This is a genomic window from Devosia epidermidihirudinis (genome assembly GCF_000971295.1).
In the GTDB taxonomy this organism is placed as follows: Bacteria; Pseudomonadota; Alphaproteobacteria; order Rhizobiales; family Devosiaceae; genus Devosia; species Devosia epidermidihirudinis.
Genome location: NZ_LANJ01000012.1, coordinates 19,363 through 40,801 on the forward strand (window position 1 = coordinate 19,363; position 21,439 = coordinate 40,801).

Below are 21,439 nucleotides of genomic sequence, written 5' to 3' on the forward strand. Positions count from 1 at the left end.
AGGTGCCAGGACTTCGCTGTCAGCACACCCACGATAGCCATAGTCCCAATGATCATCAGCAAGGTCATTACCGTTCTCCTTGAGCAAGGAGAACGGATTATGCGCCCGTTTAGCCCAATCACAAAATGTGGTCGACGACCAAACCGCCCTTGAGCGTCACCACGCGATCGGCGCGGCGCGCAAGATCATGATTGTGCGTGGCGATTAGCGCCGCAGCGCCTTCGTTCTTGATTAGGTTGGCCAAGGCGCCAAATACGATATCGCTGGTCTCAGGGTCGAGATTACCCGTCGGTTCATCCGCCAGAATCACTTTGGGATGGTTTGCCGCCGCACGCGCGATCGCGATACGCTGCTGCTCGCCCCCAGACAGCTCGGCCGGCCGGTGCGATGCCCGTGGCCCAACACCCAACAGATCCAGCAGCTCCATGGAACGCTTGTCAGCATCGGCAGGAGACACGCCCGCAATCAGCTGCGGCATGGAGACGTTCTCCAGCGCCGTGAACTCGGGCAGCAGGTGATGGAACTGATAGACATATCCGACAGTCGAACGGCGGAGCTGCGTACGCCCGCGGTCACCCAACTTGCTGGTCGGAATGCCAATGATCTCGATCTCGCCGCCCTGAGGGCTCTCCAGCAGCCCAGACAGGTGCAATAGCGTCGACTTGCCCGCACCCGATGGGGCAACAAGCGCTACCAACTCACCACTCTGCACGGTCAGGTTTGCCGCCTCGAGCACGCGGATGACCTTGTCACCCTGACCATAGTGGCGATGAACATCGCGAAGAACCAGATGTGGCTTACTCATAACGCAGGGCCTCGACTGGATCATATTGAGCGGCGCGCCAAGCCGGATAAAGCGTGGCAAGGAAGCTGAGACCAAGCGCGAGGCAAACCACGACGGTCACCTCAATCGGATCAGTCTTGGATGGCAGCGACGACAGGAAGAACACTTCAGGCGGGAAGATCGCCACACCGAGCGTGTTCGACACAAAGGCCCGCAGCGTCTCGGCATTCGCCGCAACGACCAGGCCCAGCACCAGTCCCGCAAATGTCCCGATGAAACCGATAGTGGTCCCGGTGATCGAGAATATGCGCATGATGGCCCCTCGCGTGGCCCCCATGGTGCGCAACACGGCGATATCGGAGCTCTTGTCCTTCACCAGCATGATGAGGCTGGAAATGATGTTGAACGCGGCCACAAGGATGATCATCGACAGGATCGTGAACATCACGACACGCTCGACCTGAAGCGCCGAGAAGAACGTCTCATTGCGCTGCTGCCAGTCCGTCATGACCAACGGGCGCGTGTTGGGATCACTCTGGAGACGCTCGCGCATCACCGTGACATTGTCCGGGTCATCAATGAAAATCTCGACGGCGGTCGCCTGTGCGACGCGCTGGTATGCCGCGTCGATCTCTTCGTCCGTGGCAAGTGGGTCCAGCGGCGCCTGCCCCGGCTTCAGCACATCCTCATACATCTTGAAGAAGTCCTGCGCCGGCTCGATGGGCATGTACATAAAGAAGCTGTCAAACTCGACCATGCCGAGATTGAAGATCACATTGACCGGATAGGATCGAATTTGGGGGGTCGAACCAAACGGCGTCATCGCCCCGTTCGGGTTGATGATCTGCACCTGATCGCCCAGAGACAGCCCCAAGGTCTGCGCCAGACGATAACCTATTGCGACACCCTTGGAGGTGTCCCACTGGTCCCAACCGCCCTGCTCTGCCGCGTTGTACAGCAGGCTGAGCTTCTTGATGTTCGCTTCGTCCATGCCGCGAACGGTAACGCCGGTCGAACTGTTACGCGCCGACGCCAGCACCTGGCCTTCAACGAAATAGACGGCAAACTTCACGCCATCGACCTGCTGCAGCGCCTCAACGGTTTCCTTGTAGTCGGTGAACTGACGCTCAATCGGGAAGGCCGTGAAGTGCCCATTAAGGCCGAGTATTTTGGTCAGCAATTCGGCACGGAAGCCGTTCATCACAGACATAACGACGATCAGCGTCGCCACGCCAATGGCAACGCCGACCATGGTCAGGCTGGCGATCACCGAAATGAACGCCTCTTTGCGGCGGGCCCGCAGATAGCGGCCCGCCACCATCCATTCAAAGCGCGAAAAGGCGCGCGTGCCCTTGTTCAGTGCAGGCTGCGCCGTATCGGTCAAATGTCAGTCTTTCTTTGTGGTTCGATCAGGCCCTTCAGGCGCGCCACCGCGTCCGCGATCGGCAGCGTCTCGCGCTCGCCGGTCTTGCGGTGCTTGATTTCCGCTTCGCCAGCCTTGAGGCCGCGTGGCCCAAGGATGATCTGATACGGAATGCCCACAAGGTCTGCCGTCGTGAACTTGGCGCCAGCGCCCTGATCCCGATCGTCATAGAGCATATCGAGGCCAGCCGCGTTCAACTCGGCATAGAGCTTGTCGCAAGCCGCGTCGCATTCCGCATCGCCTGCCTTGAGATTGATGAGCACGGCCTCAAACGGCGCGACGCTGACGGGCCAGACAATGCCGGACTCGTCGTGGAACGCTTCGATGATGGCAGGCACCAGCCGGGTAAGGCCGACGCCATAAGAGCCCATATGCACTGTGATTTCCTTGCCGTCGGGACCGGTTACGGTCGCCTTCATGGGCTCGGAGTACTTGGTGCCGAAGTAGAAAATATGGCCAACTTCGATACCGCGCGCAGAAACGCGATTTTCTTCCGAAACCGTGCTCTCGAACTCAGCCATATCGACCATGTCTTCGGTCGCGGCATACATCGAGGTCCAGTCTTCAAAGATCGGGTGCAGGTCGCCGCGGAAATCGGTGTCCTTGCCTGGGATAGGCTTATCGAGCAGGCGCTTGTCGCAGAACACTGCGCTTTCGCCGGTGTCCGCCAGCACGATCCACTCATGGCTCAGATCACCACCAATTGGGCCGGTGTCGGCCCGCATTGGAATGGCTGTCAGACCCATGCGGGCATAGGTGCGCATATACGCGACGAACATGCGCTCGTAGGCCTTCACGGCCTCTTCCTTGTTCAGGTCGAACGAATACGCGTCCTTCATCAGGAATTCGCGGCTGCGCATGGTGCCGAAGCGAGGACGCACCTCGTCGCGGAACTTCCACTGGATGTGGTAGAGGTTCAACGGCAAGTCCTTGTAGGACTTTACGTAAGTGCGGAAAATGTCGGTGATCATTTCCTCGTTGGTCGGACCATAGAGGAATTCGCGCTCGTGGCGATCTTCGATGCGCAGCATCTCTTTGCCATAAGCGTCATAACGCCCGGACTCGCGCCAGAGATCAGCCGACTGGATGGTCGGCATCAAAAGCTCGATCGCGCCGGAGCGGTTCTGCTCCTCTTCGATGATCTTCTGGACCTTCATCAGCACTTTGTAGCCGAGTGGCAGCCACGAATAGAGGCCCGAGGCCTGCTGGCGGATCATCCCGGCCCGCAACATCAGGCGATGCGAGACAATCTCTGCCTCTTTCGGAACGTCACGCAAAACAGGCAGGAAGTAGCGAGACAGACGCATGTTGGCTCCCGAAAGGACAGTCGACTCAAGGCTTTTCTTGATGCCCACTCAAATCCTACTCGTCCATCCGATGCAAGCATGGAAGGCATGCAGAATCTGCGTGACAGTCTCAAATCTTGTTGTTAGGGTCCCTCACAATAAAGCAAAGGCGGTCCAAACCGCCGGACGTCGACAACGTCAAGGGAGGAGCGTTGGCAGCGCGCTTCAGTAGCGCACCTAAGACCAGCGTATTGTCGATCAAACTCAATTCAGCGGGGCCCTAGTGCCCCGCTTTTTTGTTTGTAGCGCCTGCAACCTTATTTGCGCTGACAGCCATCAATCACCGACCCTACGCTCTCTTCTATGCCTTCGACCGAGAAGCTGTGCCGTGTTTGCTTGTAGCTAATTTGTACCGGATTCTTGGCGCCACGCATCGCGTTGAGCACGTCGAGCACACCCCCTTCATTTGAGCTCTCGACCACGATCGTTCGCTCGCCACCAATGTCGTCATTGTAGCCCTTGAGGGGACCGAACTTGGTGCCATCGACGGACGCTGTGACGTCAAGGTCGCCAGCATCTTCACCGCGTGGGTCAAAATCCTCGCCGGTGAACAGCAAGAGGGTCAATTCACCGGGAAATTTGAAGTCGCAATAAACCTGAAGTTCGACAGTGCGGGCGTCATCACGCCCAAAGGCGGCGTAGAACCACGACTTCTTACTGGTATTGCTGTCAGCTTCCCACGCGGCTGAGACAGGCGTGGCGAACATCAAAAGCGGCAGCAACAGAAATAGCTTCATCGTGTATCCAGGATGGGTCTGAGAGACCCATCCCTAACAGGGAAGCAGGCTCAATTGCGGCCAAACGCTGTTAGCGGTTCCAATAGTGGTGGAGAGTTTCGTTGCTGAGGCCCCACAGCAGCAATGCGGTGATCACGATGGAGATTCCAGTGGCGAGCGATAGCTTGTAGAGCAGCCGGGGGGCAACAGGTGCGCCCGGCTCTGTTCCAGCGATAACCTCACCAGCCTCAGCCTGGCTACGCTGGCCAATTGGCAAAACAGCCACAAAGGCGAGCCACCAGACCACGAAGAAAACGGCGATGAACGACCCGATTTGCATGGAAAGTCCCTTTCCTGTTGGCGGGAAGTTACGCGTCTAGCGATCCCCGCGAAAGCGGGAATCGCCGTTGCCTATTGACGCAGGAGAGAGATCAGACGCGGTGCACGAAAACCGATACGTTCGGCTTGCGGCCCCAATACGCATTGACCTCGTTGCGGATGGCCTTGAACAGGGCGGAGTTCAGAACTTCGGTGTCGCTGCGACGCTTGGGAGGCACCGACTTCAGCACACCAGCAATAGTGTCTTCCACCAAGTCGCTCAAAGATTCGTCTTCGGTCTCCGGCAAGCCTTCGATCACCAGATCGGGACCCGAGACGACCTGCCCGCCGCCGTTGACACAAAGGCTGACCACAACGTGGCCGCCAAATGAGAGGCGACGACGACCTTTGACCCCTGATTCTTCCGGCGTGCAGAGCACCAGACCATCGAGATAGAGCTCGCCGGTACGCACTTCGCTCGGGAATGTCATGGGCTCGGGGAACAGCCGCACGAGATCACCATTGCGCGCTTCGCAAACGTTAGGAATGCCCTGCTCACGACCGAGCTTGGCATGAGCCTGCAGGTGAACAGCTTCACCATGCACCGGCACCAGCACCTCTGGCTTGACCCATGAATAGAGCTTGCGGAGCTCATCGCGACGCGGATGGCCAGTGACGTGCACCAGACCGTCATTCTGCGTAATGACCTCGACGCCCTTGTCGATCAGCATGTTCTGGATGTCGATGACTTCGCGCTCATTGCCCGGGATTGCCCAGGACGAGAAAATCATCCGGTCGCCGGCGCTGAGATCAATCACCGGATGCTCGCCACGGGCGATGCGCGCAATTGCGGCCCGGGCCTCGCCCTGGCTGCCAGTGCAGATCAACACGATCTTGTTGCGGGCTAGCCCACGATAAGCGTCCTGGTCGAGCAAAGGCGGCAAGCCTTCGAGCATCCCAAGTTCCTTGGCGATGCCCATAATGCGGTGCAACGAGCGACCCGACATCACCACCTGACGACCAGCCAGATGCGCGGCACGAACGATGGAAATCACACGACCAACGTTCGACGCGAACGTGGTCACCGCAACGCGATTTGGCGACTCAGCGATCATCGCAGCCAGATTGGCGGCAACTTCTGCCTCGCTCGGGCTTTCGCCGTCCTTGAGCGCATTGGTCGAGTCGCAGATCAGTGCGAGAGGCGTGGAAGTATCCTCGCCAATCTTCTGCAGACGTGCGACGTCGGTCGGCGCATTGCCAACTGGCGTCGGATCAAGCTTCCAATCGCCGGTATGCAGCACGCGCCCAATTGGCGTCGAGATCAGCAAGGCGTTCGATTCCGGGATCGAGTGCGCAACGTTGATCGCTTCAATGGTGAACGGGCCGACATTGAAAGGCTTGCCGGGACGCATGATGGTGATGTCGACATTCTCGACAATCCCGTCCCCTGCCCGCTTTGCCGCCAGCATTGCGGCCGTGAATGGCGTGCAGAACACTGGCTTTTCAAAACCCGGCCAAAGGTCAAGCACTGCACCGTAGTGATCTTCGTGGCTGTGGGTGAGGATCAGGCCGAGAATGTCGTCAGCGCGTTCCTCGAGGAACTCGGGGTTCGCCATAATCAGTTCGATGCCGGGCAGATCCGGACCGCCAAAGGTCACGCCGCAATCGACGACGATCCACTTACGCGAGCGCTCGGGGCCAAAGCCATAAGCGCCCATATTCATGCCAATCTCGCCTACGCCACCGAGTGGCACAAAGACGAGTTCGTCCCTTTGGTTTTTAGCCATGGGTCAGTTCAGTCCTTTCGAGCGCAACGCCGGAGCGATCATTGGTCGCCGGTCGCCTGCGCAATTGTTGTGGTCAGCTTCGGGCGCTGGCCGTGGCCCCAAAATGTACGTCGCCCGCGGTAATCACGATGCGACGGTCGTCGTCCGAACGAACGATCAATCGTCCTTCGTCGTCGATGGTTTCAAAAATTCCGCGCAACACTTCGCCGTTTTGATTGACCGCCACTGGCGCGCCAATCCCGGCCGCCGATGCGCGCCATTGCTTCAGAACGTCGCCAATGCCGCGACCGTCATTCCACATACCAAAAGTGTCGACCCAGGCATCGCTGAGGGCCTCAAACACCGATTGCGCATCACGCGATACGCCAAGATCGAGAAGACTTGTCGCGGGATAAGGCAAACCCTGCGGCGCGGCAATAGCGTTGACGCCAAAGCCAATCGCGATGGCGTGACGGCCATCGCTCAGCTTCTGCGCTTCAAGAAGAATGCCCGCCAGCTTGGCGCCGTCCGCCAGCACATCATTGGGCCACTTGAGCGCAATCCGTGCCTTGGAGCCATCAGACTGACCATCCGCACCATCAATGCCGATCTTGACCAAACCGCTTGGGAGAATCGATGACAGCGCACGATTGAGCGAAACGCCCGCTACGAACCCGAGGGTTGCCGCCAAAGTAGGGCTGGATTCCGGAACGATGAGCAAGGTCGCTGCGAGATTGCCAACAGGGCTTTCCCATTGACGGCCACGGCGACCACGGCCGGCGTTCTGCTGCGCGGTGACAAACCAGACACCGCCTGTATCGCCTGCGGCAGCTGCCGCAAGCGCTTCTGTGTTGGTGGACCCAATGGTTTCAAAGCTGCGTAGCCGATACCCGGCCATCCGCGCCTTGGGCCCGAGTGTAAAGTCGGTCACCTAAAACAGGCTTCCAGCAGCACTACGCGCCAGGCTCGACAGCGGGCTGCCGACGGTGAAGAAATACGTCACGATCAGGAATGTACTGACAGCCATGATGATGTTGAGCTCAGCAGGCACGGCCTCGAACTCATGCACAGGTTCGTCGAAGTACATGACCTTCACCACGCGCAGATAGTAGAACGCGCTAATGGCGGACGCGAGCATGCCGATGACCGACAGGACGTAGAGCTGGGCATCAATAGCAGCCAGGAACACCTGCCACTTGGCAAAGAAGCCAGCGAGTGGCGGCATACCGATCAGCGAGAACATCAGGATAGCCATCACAGCAGCAACGAATGGCCGCGTCTGGGCCGCACCGGCCAGCTCGTCGATGTTCTCCACATAGCCCTTGTCCGTCCGCAGCGACAGGATGCACGCGAACAGACCAACGGTCATGGCGATATAGATCGCCATATAGACCGCGACGCCTTCAACACCGCCCTGGCTGCCCGAAGACAGACCAACGAGCGCGAAGCCCACATGGCCAATCGATGAATACGCGATGAGGCGCTTGATCGACTTCTGGCCGATGGCCGCAAACGCAGCCAGAACCATCGAAGCGATCGACAGGAAGATAACGATCTGCTGCCAGTCATGCGCAATCGGCTGGAAGGTGTCGATCACCAGGCGCACCATCAGAGACATTGCTGCCACCTTCGGTGCCGTGGCGAAGAACGCCGTCACTGGTGTCGGCGCGCCTTCATACACGTCCGGCGTCCACATGTGGAACGGCACGGCAGAGATCTTGAACGCAATACCAGCCAGCAGGAACACGACACCAAAGATCAGACCGATGGAACGACCTTCGGTGGCAATGGCCAGCACGATCTGCTGCAAATTGGTGTGGCCGGTGAAGCCATAGATCAGCGACGCGCCATAGAGCAGCATGCCCGAGCTGAGCGCGCCCAGCACGAAATACTTCAAGCCCGCTTCAGTCGCACGGCTGTCATCGCGCTTGATCGCCGCCAGCACGTAAAGTGCCAGGGACTGCAGCTCGAGGCCGATATAGAGGCTCATGAGATCGTTGGCCGAAACCATCATCATCATGCCCAGCGTCGCCAGCAGCACGAGGATCGAGTACTCGAACTTGTGCGTGCCGTTCTCCACGGCATGCGGCAAAGCCAGCATCAGTGCAAAGGCTGAACCGCCCAGCACCAGCACCTTCATATAGCGCGCGAAACCGTCGGCGATGAACACGCCGTTGAACAGCACGCCATCGACGGGCTGCAGCACCACAAGCGCTGCCACAATCACCAACAGCACAACCGCGCTGTAGGACACGAGGAGCGAGCGCTCCTTGTTGATGAAAACACCAACCAGCAGCAGCACGACGGCGCCAACCGCCAGCAGCATTTCTGGATAGGCGGGAGCCAAGCTCGCGAAATCTGTAACGTCTGAGTTCACGGGAAGTCTCCTAGTGCGACGCTGCCGGGGCCGCCGGCGCTTCGCTGGCGGCAACGGGCTCGGCGGAAGCGCCCAGCTGTGGGTTAGGCGCGCTCAGGTCGATACCGACCGATGCCGAATATTGGGCTACAAGTTTATCGACTGCTGCTGCAGTCGTGTCGAGGATCGGCGCCGGATAGAAACCGAACACGATCGTCAGCACGATCAGTGGATACAGGATGACCTTCTCGCGCAGATTGAGATCGAGGATCGCCTTGAGGTTTTCCTTGGTCAGTGCGCCGAAGATCACGCGGCGGTAGAGCCACAGCGCGTAGCAGGCCGACAGGATCACACCGAACGCAGCGCCGAACGCCACCCAGGTGTTGACCTGGAACACGCCCATCATCGTCAGGAATTCGCCGACGAAGCCAGACGTGCCGGGCAAGCCGACATTGGCCATGGTGAAGACCATGAACGCGAAGGCATAGCGGGGCATACGCGACACAAGGCCGCCATAGGCAGCAATGTCACGGGTATGCATGCGGTCATAAATGACACCGACGCAAAGGAAGAGCGCGCCAGACACGATACCGTGCGAAATCATCTGGAACAGCGCGCCCTGAATACCCAGCGAGTTACCGGCAAAGATACCCATGGTCACAAAGCCCATATGGGCAACGGACGAGTACGCGATGAGCTTCTTGATATCCGTCTGCACCAGAGCGATCAGCGACGTGATGATGATCGCCGCAACGGACAGGAAGAAGATGATGTTGGCGAACTGCAGTGAAGCGTCCGGGAACATCGGCAGGCTGAAGCGCAGGAAGCCGTAGCCGCCGAGCTTGAGCAGAATTGCCGCAAGGATCACCGAGCCAGCAGTCGGTGCCTGAACGTGGGCCTCTGGCAGCCAGCGATGGAATGGCCACATTGGCATCTTGACCGCGAGGGAGGCGAAGAATGCCCACCACAGCCAAGGCTGCATGGATTCGGGGAACTGATGGGTCAGCAGCTTGGAAATGTCGGTCGTGCCGCCATTCCAGTACATCGCCATGATCGCCAGCAACATCAGCACCGAGCCGACGAAGGTATAGAAGAAGAACTTGTAGCTGGCCTGGATACGCGCCGAACCACCCCAGATACCGATGATCAGGAACATCGGAAGCAGCGTGCCTTCGAAGAACACGTAGAACATCGCCAGATCGAGCGTAGTGAACACGCCGATCATCAGGGTTTCCAGGATCAGGAATACGATCATGTATTCCTTCATCCGCTTCTCAACGGATTCCCAGCTCGACAGCACGCAGAACGGCATCAGCAGTGCCGACAGCACCACAAACAGCACCGAGATACCATCGACACCAACACGGTAGCCAATGGTATCGCCGATCCATGGCCGGTTCACCACAAACTGGAACCCGGCATTGGATGGATCGAAAGCCTGCCACATGAACAGCGCCAGCACGAACGTCACCACTGTCGTCGCCAGAGCGATCCAGCGGATCGCATCGAGCGAGGTCTTTGGCGTGAGCAGGATCAACACTGCGCCCAGAAGGGGCAGAAAGGTCAGGACTGTGAGGATAGAATTGTCAAAGGTCATCAGATCAGTCCCCCGGCCGCAATGGCCCAGGTCAGCAGTGCCGCAATGCCGATCAGCATGGCGAAAGCGTAGTGATAGAGGTACCCGGACTGCAGCTTGACGACCCAGGAGGTGACGTTCTGAACGCGACGGCCGAGGCCCTCGGTGATCTTTTCATTGATCAGCCAGTCATCGAAGCCCTTCCAGAAGGCGCGTCCAATCCACAAGGCCGGCTTGACGAAGATCACGTTGTAGAGCTCGTCGAAGTACCACTTGTTGAGCAGGAACTTGTAGAGCCCCGGGTTCTGTGCGGCGAGCTTGCCCGGCAGATCGGTTCGACGGATATACATGAACCATGCGGTCACGAAGCCGATCAGCATTGCAAAAGTAGCGCTCCACTTCACCCAAACCGGCACATGGTGGGCGGCTTCGATGATGTCGTGGTCCACAACGATAGAACCAGCGAAGAAGTGTTCGATGTGTTCTACGTCGTGGAAGAACATGCCGTAGAACACCGCACCAGCCAGCACTGCGCCGACGGCGAGCACATAAAGCGGGATCTGCATGACCTTTGGTGGCTCATGCGCATGGTCATAGGCCGAACCGTGGTGCGCGTCGTGACCATGGTCATCATGGGCCGCGTGATCATCATGAGCATGGTCGTCATGGTGGTCAGCTTCGGCAACACGTGGCGAGCCGTGGAACGTCAGGTGGATCAGGCGCCACGAGTAGAAGCTCGTGAACAGCGCCGCAATCACCAGCATCCAGAAAGCGAACATGCCGGTATTGCCGCCAACGGCGTAAGCCGCTTCGATGATCGAGTCCTTGGAAAAGAACCCTGCAAAACCGAGGAATTCGCTACCGGGAATACCAACACCAGTCAGTGCCAGCGTACCAATGAGCATCATCGCGTAGGTGACAGGGATCTTCTTGCGAAGACCGCCCATGTTCCGCATGTCCTGTTCGTGATGCATGGCGTGGATCACCGCGCCGGCGCCCAGGAACAGCAGAGCCTTGAAGAAGGCGTGCGTGAACAGGTGGAAGACACCTGCTGAGTAAGCCCCTGCCCCCAGGGCCACAAACATATAGCCGAGCTGCGAACAGGTTGAGTAAGCGATCACGCGCTTGATGTCGTTCTGCACCAGACCAACCGTCGCTGCGAAGAACGCAGTGATGGCGCCGATGATCATGACGAACGTCAATGCCACAGGCGATGCCTCGAACAGCGGCGACAGGCGCGCAACCATGAACACACCGGCCGTCACCATGGTTGCCGCGTGGATCAGCGCCGACACTGGGGTCGGGCCTTCCATAGCGTCAGGCAACCACGTGTGCAGCAGGAACTGCGCCGACTTACCCATGGCACCCATGAACAGCAGCAGGCAGACCACAGTCATCGCATCGAGCTTCCAGGCGAGGAAATCGATGGTCACGCCAGCGGCGCCGGGAACGGCATGGAATGCACTGTCGAAGTCGATGTGGCCCAGCACCATGAAGGCGCCGAAAATGCCAAGCAGGAAACCAAAGTCACCAACACGGTTGACGACGAAGGCTTTCATGGCTGCCGCATTTGCAGATGGCTTGGTGTACCAGAAACCGATCAGCAGATACGATGCAACACCCACGCCTTCCCAGCCGAAGAACATCTGCAGGAAGTTGTCCGCCGTCACCAGCATCAGCATGGCGAAGGTGAAGAGCGACAGGTAAGCGAAGAAGCGGCTGCGGTGCGGATCGTCGGCCATGTAGCCGATCGAATAGGTGTGAACCAGCGCGGACACGGTGTTGACCACAACCAGCATGATAGCGGTCAGCGTATCGACGCGCAGCACCCAGCGCAGATCCATGTCACCGACCTGGATCCAACGCATGACTTCAACTTTGACGACAGCCGTATGGCCATCAGCCACGGCGCCAGCAAGCCCGCCGCCAAAGGCGACCGGCAGAAAAACCACCCAGCTCAGCACTGCAGCAATGAGCAGCAGGCCGGTGGTGATGTACTCGCTCAGCCGATGGCCGATGATGCGCCCCAGCAACCCTGCAATCAGGGCGCCGATGAGGGGCAGGAAAACAATCGCTTGGATCATAGCGGTGGTTCTTAGCCCTTCATCATGTTGACGTCTTCAACCGCGATGGAGCCGCGGTTGCGGTAGAAAATAACCAGGATCGCGAGACCGATGGCGGCTTCAGCAGCGGCCACTGTCAGGATTAGCAGCGCGAAGACCTGCCCCTGCAGATCGTTCAGTTGGGCGGAAAACGCCACGAAGTTCAGATTGACCGCCAGAAGGATCAATTCCACCGACATCAGGATGACGATGATATTCTTGCGGTTGAGGAAAATTCCGAACACGCCGAGCGTGAACAGGATGGCCCCCACGGTCAGGTAGTGACCGAGCCCAATACCCAAGCCCATTTAAGCCTCCTACAACCCTTGACCGCTTTTGACTTTAACGACTTCCAGCGTCTCGGAGACCTTGCGGCCCACCTGGACGTTCGGGTCCTGCCGCTTGACGTTTGGCTTGTGGCGCAGCGTCAGGACAATCGCCCCGATCATTGCCACCAGCAGCACAGCGCCGGCCCCCTGGAAGACAAACACATACCGCGTATAGAGCACCTGCCCCAGCGCGCGGGTGTTGTCGATATTCGGATTAATTGGCAGTCCTGATGCCCCCGCCACTTCTGGCGAGATCACGAAGCTCCCTGCGACCAACAGCAGCTCCAGCAGCAGCACGATACCGACGACCGCGCCAATCGGCGCATATTGCAGCAGCCCCTGGCGCAGCGATGCGAAGTCCACGTCGAGCATCATCACGACGAACAGGAACAACACGGCCACGGCACCGACATAGACCACGATCAGGATCAATGCGAGGAACTCAGCCCCCGCCAGCATGAACAGGCCCGCAGCGTTGAAGAACACCAGGATCAGGAACAACACGGCATGAACCGGGTTGCGTGCCGAAATCACCATGAACGCCGAAGCGACCGCGACGATCGAGAACAGATAGAAGAAGAATAGTGGAAGGGTCATGCTCTTCCCTCTCAGCGATACGGAGCGTCGGCGCTGAGGTTGGCAGCGATTTCACGCTCCCAACGGTCGCCGTTGTCGAGGAGCTTTTCCTTCGAGAAGTAGAGCTCTTCACGCGTTTCAGTGGCGAATTCGAAGTTCGGACCTTCCACGATGGCATCCACCGGGCAGGCTTCCTGACAGAAACCGCAGTAGATGCACTTCACCATGTCGATGTCATAGCGAACCGTGCGGCGCGTACCATCGTTCTGGCGCGGACCAGCCTCGATGGTGATCGCCTGTGCAGGGCAGATAGCTTCGCACAGCTTGCAGGCGATGCAGCGTTCTTCCCCATTGGGGTAACGGCGCAGCGCGTGCTCACCACGAAAACGCGGGCTCACATGCCCCTTTTCAAAGGGGTAGTTGATGGTCGGCTTTGGCGCGAAGAAATAGCGCATGGCCAGGAAAAACGCCGAAACGAGTTCCTTCAGCAGCAGCGTGTTGACGACTTGGGTAGCGCGCATCAGGCAACCCCTCCGTGCCAGCCCCAACCGGTGAGCTGGAGAATGAATGCAAGAACGATGACCGTCAGCAGCGAGATCGGCAAGAACACCTTCCAACCAATACGCATCAGCTGGTCATAGCGGTAGCGCGGCACGATGGCCTTGGCCATGGCGAACATGAAGAACACCAAGGTCAGCTTCAGCACGAACCAAATCACACCGGGGATCCATGTAAATGGCGGCAGATCAATCGGACTGGCCCAGCCACCCAGGAACAGGATGGTGGTCATCGCGCACATCAGAAGGATCGAGATGTACTCGCCCAGCATGAACAGCATGTAGGGTGTCGACGAATACTCGGTCATGAAACCGGCCACGAGCTCGGATTCACCTTCCGCCAGGTCGAACGGAGGACGGTTAGTTTCCGCCAGCGCCGATACGTAAAAGATCACGAACATCGGGAACAGCGGCAGCCAGAACCAGTTGAGGAAGCTCAACCATGGCACGCCAAGCGTATGGGCCAGGCCCATTTCCTGCTGCGCGGTGACAATATCGCTGAGGTTCAGCGAGCCAACGCAGAGCAGAACAGTGATGATCACGAGGCCGATGGAGACTTCGTACGACACCATTTGGGCGGCGGAACGGAGCGAACCGAGGAAGGGGTACTTCGAGTTAGACGCCCAGCCGCCGATGATCACGCCATAAACGCCCAGCGACGAAATCGCGAGGATATAGAGGATGCCGACATTGAGGTCAGCAATCACCCAACCGGCATTCACCGGGATCACGGCCCAGGCGCCGAGCGCCAGAGTTGCCGTAATCAGCGGCGCCATGATGAACAGAACCTTGTCAGCGCCAGCCGGGATCACCACTTCCTTGAAGGCAAACTTCAGAAGGTCGGCGAAGCTCTGAAACAGACCAAACGGACCCACAACGTTGGGACCACGGCGGATCTGGACTGCAGCCCAGATCTTGCGGTCAGCGAGCAGGATGAATGCGGTGAACACCAGCAGGCAAACCAGCAGCAGCAGCGCCATATAGACGAAGCCAACATGCGTGCCCCAGCCGAGAACCGGGATACCGAGCAGGTAGTCGAGAGCAGAGGTAATAAAGTCCATTGTGCTCCCCTACTCTGCAGCCTGCCGCAAACCAGCGGCAGTTGCAGCGCACTCGCCCATGGTTGCCGACGAGCGTGCAATTGGGTTGCTGAGATAGAAATCGCTGATCGGCGACACGAAAGTTGTCTTCTTGCCTTTGGTCGAGCCCTTGGCCAGCTTGGCCACGTCCGCGCCATTGCCAGCGGCAATCGCATCGACGCGCGCCAGATGCGGATACTGCGCATAGAGCGCCGCACGCAGCTGAGCCAGCGAGTTGAATGGCAGAGGCGAACCGACAACGGCCGACAAGGCGCGAATGATCGCCCAGTCTTCCTTGGCATCGCCGGGTGGGAACACGGCGCGGTTCGTCACCTGCACGCGGCCCTCGGTGTTGACATAGGTCGCGCTCTTTTCGGTGTAGGTCGCGCCAGGCAGGATGACGTCGGCGCGATGTGCGCCATTGTCGCCATGCGAACCGATATAGACGACGAGCGTCTCACCGAGGTTGGCCAGATCGTGTTCGTCTGCGCCCAGAAGGAACAGCACGTCCACGCCACCCGACAGCATGGCTTCGGAGTCGGCTGCGCCCTTGCCCGGCACAAAACCGATATCGAGCGCACCAACGCGCGACGCCGCATTGTGCAGCACGGCAAACCCGTTCCAGCCTTCAGCGAGCTCGGCATTGCTGGTCGCCAGCTTGGCGGCAGTCGCCAGCACGTCAGCAGTCGCTGCGCCCTCGCCCACAATCACCAGTGGCTTCTTGGCATTGGCCCAGACCTTGGCGAAATCACCATTGCCTGCAGCCAGATCAGCCAGAGTGTCGCTGCCGGCACCGAGATGCTGGTACTGGTAGGTCAGATCAGCGGCTTCACCAATCACCCCGATTGGAAGGCCGGTTGCGCGCCATACCTTGCGGATACGAGCGTTAAGAACCGAAGCTTCCTTGCGTGGATTGGTGCCAATCAGCAGGATCGCATCAGCCTGTTCAATGCCGGCAATCGTCGAGTTGAAGATGTAGGATGCGCGGCCATTGGCCGGGGTCAGGCCCGAGCCAACACGGCGCGCATCGACATTGGTCGAACCGAGCGACGCGAGCAGCGCCTGCAGCGCGAACATCTCTTCAACGCCGGCGAGATCGCCAGCAATTGCGCCAATACGTGCGCCTGGCTTCTTGAGAGCCTTGGCCACGGTCTGGAATGCATCATCCCAGGTGGTCGCGCCGAGCTTCTTGTTGCGACGCACATAGGGCCGATCCAGACGCTGGCTCTTGAGACCATCCCAGATGAAACGGGTCTTGTCGGAGATCCATTCTTCGTTGATCGCCTCGTTGATCCGCGGCAGAACGCGCATCACTTCGCGACCACGGCTGTCCACACGGATGGCCGAACCAACCGCGTCCATCACGTCGATGGATTCGGTCTTGTTCAGCTCCCATGGACGGGCATGGAATGCATAAGGCTTGGAGGTCAGCGCACCCACTGGGCACAGATCGATCACATTGCCCTGCAACTCGCTCGTCAGTGCCTTTTCGAGGTACGTCGTGATCTCAGCGTCTTCGCCGCGACCCAGCAGACCCATTTCGGCAATGCCGGCAACTTCAGTGGTGAAACGGACGCAACGCGTGCAGTGAATGCAGCGGTTCATCGACGTCTTGACCAGTGGGCCAATGTACTTGTCTTCGACGGCGCGCTTGTTTTCCGCGAAACGGTTCTTGTCCACGCCATAAGCCATGGCCTGATCCTGCAAATCGCACTCACCGCCCTGATCGCAGATCGGGCAATCCAGGGGGTGGTTGATCAGCAGGAATTCCATCACGCCTTCGCGGGCCTTTTTGACCATCGGCGTGTTGGTGAACATTTCTGGCGCTTCGCCATTTGGGCCAGGACGCAGATCCTTGACCGACATGGCGCACGACGCCTGTGGCTTTGGTGGACCGCCCTTAACCTCAACGAGGCACATGCGGCAGTTGCCAGCTACAGACAGGCGCTCGTGATAACAGAAGCGCGGGATTTCCGCGCCAGCTGCTTCAGCGGCCTGCATCAGCGTGTAGTAGTCAGGAACTTCGACGAGTACGCCGTCGACCTTGATATTTGCCATCAGCCCTACTCCGCCGCAATCGATGGCACGGCGCCATCGCTGGTGGACGAATATGTGTACTGCTCAATGCGCGCCTCGATGACGTCGCGGAAGTTGCGGATCAGACCCTGAACAGGCCAAGCCGCCGCGTCGCCAAGAGCGCAGATAGTGTGACCTTCGATCTGCTTGGTCACTTCGAACAGCATGTCAATTTCGCGCTTCTGAGCGCGGCCTTCGACCATGCGTTCCATCACGCGCATCATCCAGCCCGTGCCTTCACGGCAAGGGGTGCACTGGCCGCAGCTCTCGTGCTTGAAGAAAGCCGAAATGCGCCAGATGGCTTTGATGATGTCGGTGGACTTGTCCATGACGATCATGCCGCCCGTGCCGAACGACGACTTCTTCTCGCGGAGGCCGTCAAAGTCCATGATCGCAGTCATCATGTCTTCGCCGCGCACCACAGGGCACGATGCGCCGCCAGGGATCACTGCAAGCAGATTGTCCCAGCCGCCGCGAATGCCGCCGCAATGCTTTTCGATGATGTCCTTGAAGCTTTCGCCCAGGGCTTCCTCGAAAGTCGCAGGCTTGTTGACGTGGCCAGAAACCATGAACAGCTTGGTGCCGACGTTATTCGGACGGCCGATCGAAGAGAACCAGCCAGCAGAACGGCGCAGGATTTCCGGCACAACAGCGATCGACTCGACATTGTTCACCGTGGTCGGGTTGCCATAAACGCCCATGCCAGCCGGGAATGGCGGCTTGAGACGTGGCTGACCCTTCTTGCCTTCCAGCGATTCCATCAGCGCGGTTTCTTCACCGCAGATGTAAGCGCCAGCGCCGTGATGGACGATGATGTCCAGATCCCAGCCGTGAATGTTGTCCTTGCCGATCAGCTTGGCTTCATAAGCCTCTTCAACGGCCTGCTCCAGCCGCTCGCGCTCACGCACGAACTCGCCACGGACATAAATGAATGCCAGATGGGCATCCATGGCGCGGCAGGCGATCAGACAGCCTTCGATAAGGTGATGCGGATCGTGGCGAAGGATCTCGCGATCCTTACATGTACCGGGCTCTGACTCGTCGGCATTGACCAGCAGGTAGTGCGGCCGACCATCATTGACCTTGGGCATGAACGACCACTTGAGACCGGTCGGGAAACCCGCGCCGCCACGACCACGAAGACCCGAGGCCTTGACCTCGTTGGTGATCCAGTCGCGCCCCTGGTCGAGGAATTCCTTGGTACCATTCCAGCCGCCGCGCTTGCGCGCGCCTTCGAGGCGCCAATCGCCCTGGCCGTAAAGGTTGGTGAAGATGCGATCCTTGTCAGCGAGCAATTCTCACACTCCTAACGCGGCTTCTTGCCGAAGACGCGGACATATTCCTCCTCGCCACCACGGGCGAGCACTTCGGCCTGCTTCAACCAGTCGTCGCGTTCAACGCGACCTTTGAAGTTGAGCGAGCCTTCAACCTGATCGATCTGCTCTGGCGTCAGAGCGGCGACCTGGCCCCACTTGGTGATTCCAAGCGCATTGAGGCGACGCTCCAGCACAGGACCAACACCGGCGATCAGCTTGAGATCGTCGGCAGCACCTTCCGGCGCCACGAACAATGGTGCATCCCCGCCCTTTTCGGCAACGGGATTGACCTCTTTCGGGTTCGCCTTGGGAGCGATGATGGTGCGGGTCTTCGTCGTACCGGTCGCCGCAGCGCCATCGGCAGGCGCGCTTGCAGTAGACTTGCCTGGAGCTTTTCCACCATCGACCTTGGCCGCTTCGGACTCAGAGCCAGTCGCATCCGGACGCATGGCCTTGTTGGGTTCGCCATCGGCGTGGGCAGAAGCCCCAGCAGCCTTACGCTCACCCTCGGCCTTGGCTTCAGAAACCTTGCCCTCTCTGGACGGTCCCTTGAGCGCAGGAGCAGACTCTTCGCTTACATCCTTCGGCTTGGCGGCCGTTGTCGGAGGTGGCGATGCCGGCGCAGCAGCGGCAGCTGGTGCTGCGGCCTCCGGTGGCGGTGGGGGCGGAACGAATTTTTCGCGGAACGTAGTCGCTTCTTCGAGCAACACGACGCGTCCACCTTCAGGCGCCGCATTGAGACGCTCGGTCTGCGTACCCGGCTTGATCGAGGCGCCGTTGCCGGCGGCAAAGGCATCAATGATCTCGGCCAAACGCTCTTCAGACAGATCCTCATAGGTATCCTTGAAGATCGTAACCATCGGTGCGTTGACGCAAGCGCCGGCGCATTCGACTTCTTCCCAGCTCAGCGTGCCATCGGCATTGAGATGGCCCGGCTCATGATGAATCTTGCTCTTGCAAACATCCATCAGACCTTCAGCCCCACGCAGCATGCACGGCGTTGTGCCGCAAACCTGGACGTGAGCGCGGGTGCCGACCGGTTGAAGCTGGAACTGCGTATAGAACGTGGCGACTTCGAGCACACGAATGTAGGCCATGCCGAGCATATCGGCGACCTTCTCGATCGTGGCGCGGGTAACCCAACCGTCCTGTTCCTGCGCACGCATAAGCAGCGGGATAACAGCGGACTGCTGACGACCAGCCGGGTAAAGCCCGATCTTCCAATCAGCCCATTTGGCGTTCTCAGCATTGAAAGCGAAGTTTGGCGGCTGAACCGACTCATCCGCAAGGCGACGCGCAACCATCAGCGATCAACCTCTCCGAACACGATATCGAGGGAACCCAGGATCGCCGAAACGTCAGCCAACATATGGCCGCGACACAGGAAATCCATGGCCGACAGATGCGCAAAGCCTGGCGCGCGGATCTTGCAGCGATATGGCTTATTGGTGCCATCGCTGACCAGATAAACGCCGAACTCGCCCTTTGGCGCTTCAACAGCGGCGTAAACTTCGCCAGCTGGGACCTTGTAGCCTTCAGTGTAGAGCTTGAAGTGATGGATCAGAGCTTCCATCGACTTCTTCATCTCACCACGGCTTGGCGGCACAACCTTGCCATCGAGCGAGGACACGGGGCCCTTGCCTTCGGGAGCATTCAGCTTGTCCACGCACTGCTTCATGATGCGGGTCGACTGGCGCATCTCTTCCATACGGATCAAATAGCGGTCGTAGCAGTCGCCGTTCTTGCCGATTGGAACGTCAAATTCCATCTCGTCGTAGCATTCATAAGGCTGGCTCTTGCGCAGATCCCAGGCAGCACCCGAACCACGCACCAGAACGCCCGAAAAGCCCCAGTTCCAGGCGTCTTCCAGCTTCACGACGCCAATATCGACGTTACGCTGCTTGAAGATGCGATTGTTGGTCAGCAGGCTATCGATATCAGCAAGCGCCTTCGGGAAGGTCTCGCAGAACGTTTCGATGTCATCGATCAGCGCCTGAGGCAGATCCTGATGGACCCCACCCGGACGGAAATAAGCAGCGTGCATACGCGCGCCAGAAGCGCGCTCGTAGAACACCATCAGCTTTTCGCGCTGCTCGAAGCCCCACAGTGGCGGCGTCAGAGCACCAACGTCCATCGCCTGCGTGGTCACGTTCATCAGGTGAGCCAACAGACGCCCGATTTCCGAATACAGCACACGGATCAACTGGCCGCGGCGCGGCACGGTCAGTCCCAGCAGCTTCTCGACGGCCAGAGCAAAGGCGTGCTCCTGGTTCATCGGCGCCACGTAGTCGAGGCGGTCGAAGTACGGGACGGCCTGAAGATAGGTCTTGGATTCGATCAGCTTTTCGGTGCCGCGATGCAGCAAACCAATATGGGGATCGACACGCTCGACGATTTCGCCGTCAAGCTCAAGAATCAGACGAAGCACGCCGTGCGCTGACGGGTGGACCGGGCCGAAATTGATAGTGAAGTTGCGAACTTCGGTTTCCGAAACACTCATTGCTTGGCCTTCTCGTCACCGGGCAGCACGTAATCAGTACCTTCCCAGGGCGACAGATAGTCGAACGAACGGAATTCCTGCGCCAGACGCACGGGCTCATAGACCACACGCTTGCGCTCTTCGTCGTAGCGAACTTCGACGAAACCAGTGGTCGGGAAATCCTTGCGTAGCGGATGACCATCAAAACCGTAGTCGGTCAGGATACGGCGCAGGTCTGGGTGGCCAGAGAACAGCACACCATAGAGATCGTAAGTTTCGCGCTCGAACCAACCTGCCCCGACGAACACGTCAGTAATCGAGGGCACCGGCGTCATGTCATCAGCCGAAACCTTTACGCGAATGCGCTGGTTCAGATGCGGGCTCATGAAGTGATAGACGACCTCGAAGCGCTCGTCGCGCTCGGGATAGTCAGCGCCACACACATCGACAAACGAGATAAAACGGCAGCGCGGATCGTCACGCAGGAACGTCGCCACAGAAACGATCGAATCCCGCTCCACAACGAGCGTGAGTTCGCCGAATGCGACGGCCTTTGCTAACAGTGTGCTACCCAATTGCCCCGCAATGTGCTCACCGAGATCCGCCAATGGATCAACCTGGATTGCTTCATCCATAATCA

At 59.0% G+C, this 21,439-nt stretch carries 19 protein-coding genes; all 19 read right to left on the reverse strand.

Translation table 11 applies throughout. The annotated features are described in order from the left end of the window. Positions 1–118: 118 nt before the first annotated feature. Positions 119–805: an ABC transporter ATP-binding protein gene (locus tag WH87_RS07125; RefSeq protein WP_046140208.1), complete on the reverse strand. Its 687-nt coding sequence runs from the start codon at positions 803–805 to the stop codon at positions 119–121. Next, positions 798–2,105, reverse strand: a complete 1,308-nt coding sequence (locus WH87_RS07130) for an ABC transporter permease (RefSeq protein ID WP_046140386.1) — start codon at positions 2,103–2,105, stop codon at positions 798–800. Before WH87_RS07130 ends, WH87_RS07125 begins: the two co-directional genes overlap by 8 nt. 59 nt (positions 2,106–2,164) lie before the next feature. Beyond that, complete coding sequence (gene proS, locus WH87_RS07135; RefSeq protein ID WP_046140387.1) at positions 2,165–3,514, reverse strand: proline--tRNA ligase; 1,350 nt, start codon at positions 3,512–3,514, stop codon at positions 2,165–2,167. Between the two features lie 296 nt (positions 3,515–3,810). After that, positions 3,811–4,290, reverse strand: coding sequence for a hypothetical protein (locus WH87_RS07140; RefSeq protein WP_046140209.1), 480 nt, complete (start codon positions 4,288–4,290; stop codon positions 3,811–3,813). A gap of 70 nt (positions 4,291–4,360) precedes the next feature. Next, a complete protein-coding gene (locus WH87_RS07145; RefSeq protein ID WP_046140210.1) occupies positions 4,361–4,609 on the reverse strand; it encodes a DUF1467 family protein in 249 nt (82 codons plus the stop codon). Between the two features lie 91 nt (positions 4,610–4,700). Beyond that, entirely contained in the window at positions 4,701–6,374 is a 1,674-nt protein-coding gene (locus tag WH87_RS07150) for a ribonuclease J (RefSeq protein WP_046140211.1), read from the reverse strand. A 73-nt stretch (positions 6,375–6,447) separates the two neighbouring features. Further along, entirely contained in the window at positions 6,448–7,284 is an 837-nt protein-coding gene (locus WH87_RS07155; RefSeq protein ID WP_245622321.1) for a biotin--[acetyl-CoA-carboxylase] ligase, read from the reverse strand. Then, positions 7,285–8,730: an NADH-quinone oxidoreductase subunit NuoN gene (gene nuoN / locus WH87_RS07160; protein WP_082092545.1), complete on the reverse strand. Its 1,446-nt coding sequence runs from the start codon at positions 8,728–8,730 to the stop codon at positions 7,285–7,287. Between the two features lie 10 nt (positions 8,731–8,740). Continuing rightward, positions 8,741–10,306 (reverse strand): NADH-quinone oxidoreductase subunit M, encoded by a 1,566-nt coding sequence (locus WH87_RS07165; RefSeq protein ID WP_046140214.1) that lies wholly within the window; start codon positions 10,304–10,306, stop codon positions 8,741–8,743. Then, entirely contained in the window at positions 10,306–12,369 is a 2,064-nt protein-coding gene (gene nuoL, locus WH87_RS07170; protein ID WP_046140215.1) for an NADH-quinone oxidoreductase subunit L, read from the reverse strand. The genes WH87_RS07165 and nuoL overlap by 1 nt, the downstream gene beginning before the upstream one ends. An 11-nt stretch (positions 12,370–12,380) precedes the next feature. After that, entirely contained in the window at positions 12,381–12,689 is a 309-nt protein-coding gene (gene nuoK, locus WH87_RS07175) for an NADH-quinone oxidoreductase subunit NuoK (protein ID WP_046140388.1), read from the reverse strand. Between the two features lie 15 nt (positions 12,690–12,704). Next, positions 12,705–13,313, reverse strand: a complete 609-nt coding sequence (locus WH87_RS07180; RefSeq protein ID WP_046140216.1) for an NADH-quinone oxidoreductase subunit J — start codon at positions 13,311–13,313, stop codon at positions 12,705–12,707. A gap of 11 nt (positions 13,314–13,324) precedes the next feature. Beyond that, the gene (gene nuoI / locus WH87_RS07185) at positions 13,325–13,813 is read right to left on the reverse strand and encodes an NADH-quinone oxidoreductase subunit NuoI (RefSeq protein WP_046140217.1); all 489 of its coding nucleotides are present in this window, start codon (positions 13,811–13,813) and stop codon (positions 13,325–13,327) included. Beyond that, the gene (gene nuoH / locus WH87_RS07190; protein ID WP_082092546.1) at positions 13,813–14,910 is read right to left on the reverse strand and encodes an NADH-quinone oxidoreductase subunit NuoH; all 1,098 of its coding nucleotides are present in this window, start codon (positions 14,908–14,910) and stop codon (positions 13,813–13,815) included. The genes nuoI and nuoH overlap by 1 nt, the downstream gene beginning before the upstream one ends. A gap of 9 nt (positions 14,911–14,919) precedes the next feature. Beyond that, entirely contained in the window at positions 14,920–16,986 is a 2,067-nt protein-coding gene (gene nuoG / locus WH87_RS07195; RefSeq protein ID WP_046140218.1) for an NADH-quinone oxidoreductase subunit NuoG, read from the reverse strand. A gap of 5 nt (positions 16,987–16,991) precedes the next feature. Continuing rightward, positions 16,992–18,299, reverse strand: coding sequence for an NADH-quinone oxidoreductase subunit NuoF (nuoF, locus tag WH87_RS07200; protein WP_046140219.1), 1,308 nt, complete (start codon positions 18,297–18,299; stop codon positions 16,992–16,994). Positions 18,300–18,310: 11 nt separating this feature from the next. Further along, complete coding sequence (gene nuoE / locus WH87_RS07205; RefSeq protein ID WP_046140220.1) at positions 18,311–19,624, reverse strand: NADH-quinone oxidoreductase subunit NuoE; 1,314 nt, start codon at positions 19,622–19,624, stop codon at positions 18,311–18,313. Beyond that, positions 19,624–20,820: an NADH-quinone oxidoreductase subunit D gene (locus tag WH87_RS07210; RefSeq protein WP_046140221.1), complete on the reverse strand. Its 1,197-nt coding sequence runs from the start codon at positions 20,818–20,820 to the stop codon at positions 19,624–19,626. Before WH87_RS07210 ends, nuoE begins: the two co-directional genes overlap by 1 nt. Beyond that, entirely contained in the window at positions 20,817–21,434 is a 618-nt protein-coding gene (locus WH87_RS07215; RefSeq protein WP_046140222.1) for an NADH-quinone oxidoreductase subunit C, read from the reverse strand. Before WH87_RS07215 ends, WH87_RS07210 begins: the two co-directional genes overlap by 4 nt. Positions 21,435–21,439 lie beyond the last annotated feature (5 nt).

What these genes read in the sequence shown, in the direction of transcription:
- WH87_RS07215 (WP_046140222.1), bottom strand. Translation starts at nt 21,434, where the DNA reads ATGGATGAAGCAATCCAGGTTGATCCATTGGCGGATCTCGGTGAGCAC.
- WH87_RS07210 (WP_046140221.1), bottom strand. Translation starts at nt 20,820, where the DNA reads ATGAGTGTTTCGGAAACCGAAGTTCGCAACTTCACTATCAATTTCGGC.
- WH87_RS07180 (WP_046140216.1), bottom strand. Translation starts at nt 13,313, where the DNA reads ATGACCCTTCCACTATTCTTCTTCTATCTGTTCTCGATCGTCGCGGTC.
- WH87_RS07145 (WP_046140210.1), bottom strand. Translation starts at nt 4,609, where the DNA reads ATGCAAATCGGGTCGTTCATCGCCGTTTTCTTCGTGGTCTGGTGGCTC.
- nuoI (WP_046140217.1), bottom strand. Translation starts at nt 13,813, where the DNA reads ATGCGCGCTACCCAAGTCGTCAACACGCTGCTGCTGAAGGAACTCGTT.
- nuoE (WP_046140220.1), bottom strand. Translation starts at nt 19,624, where the DNA reads ATGGTTGCGCGTCGCCTTGCGGATGAGTCGGTTCAGCCGCCAAACTTC.
- WH87_RS07130 (WP_046140386.1), bottom strand. Translation starts at nt 2,105, where the DNA reads ATGGTGGCGGGCCGCTATCTGCGGGCCCGCCGCAAAGAGGCGTTCATT.
- WH87_RS07150 (WP_046140211.1), bottom strand. Translation starts at nt 6,374, where the DNA reads ATGGCTAAAAACCAAAGGGACGAACTCGTCTTTGTGCCACTCGGTGGC.
- WH87_RS07125 (WP_046140208.1), bottom strand. Translation starts at nt 805, where the DNA reads ATGAGTAAGCCACATCTGGTTCTTCGCGATGTTCATCGCCACTATGGT.
- WH87_RS07140 (WP_046140209.1), bottom strand. Translation starts at nt 4,290, where the DNA reads ATGAAGCTATTTCTGTTGCTGCCGCTTTTGATGTTCGCCACGCCTGTC.
- WH87_RS07165 (WP_046140214.1), bottom strand. Translation starts at nt 10,306, where the DNA reads ATGACCTTTGACAATTCTATCCTCACAGTCCTGACCTTTCTGCCCCTT.
- nuoL (WP_046140215.1), bottom strand. Translation starts at nt 12,369, where the DNA reads ATGATCCAAGCGATTGTTTTCCTGCCCCTCATCGGCGCCCTGATTGCA.
- nuoG (WP_046140218.1), bottom strand. Translation starts at nt 16,986, where the DNA reads ATGGCAAATATCAAGGTCGACGGCGTACTCGTCGAAGTTCCTGACTAC.
- nuoH (WP_082092546.1), bottom strand. Translation starts at nt 14,910, where the DNA reads ATGGACTTTATTACCTCTGCTCTCGACTACCTGCTCGGTATCCCGGTT.
- proS (WP_046140387.1), bottom strand. Translation starts at nt 3,514, where the DNA reads ATGCGTCTGTCTCGCTACTTCCTGCCTGTTTTGCGTGACGTTCCGAAA.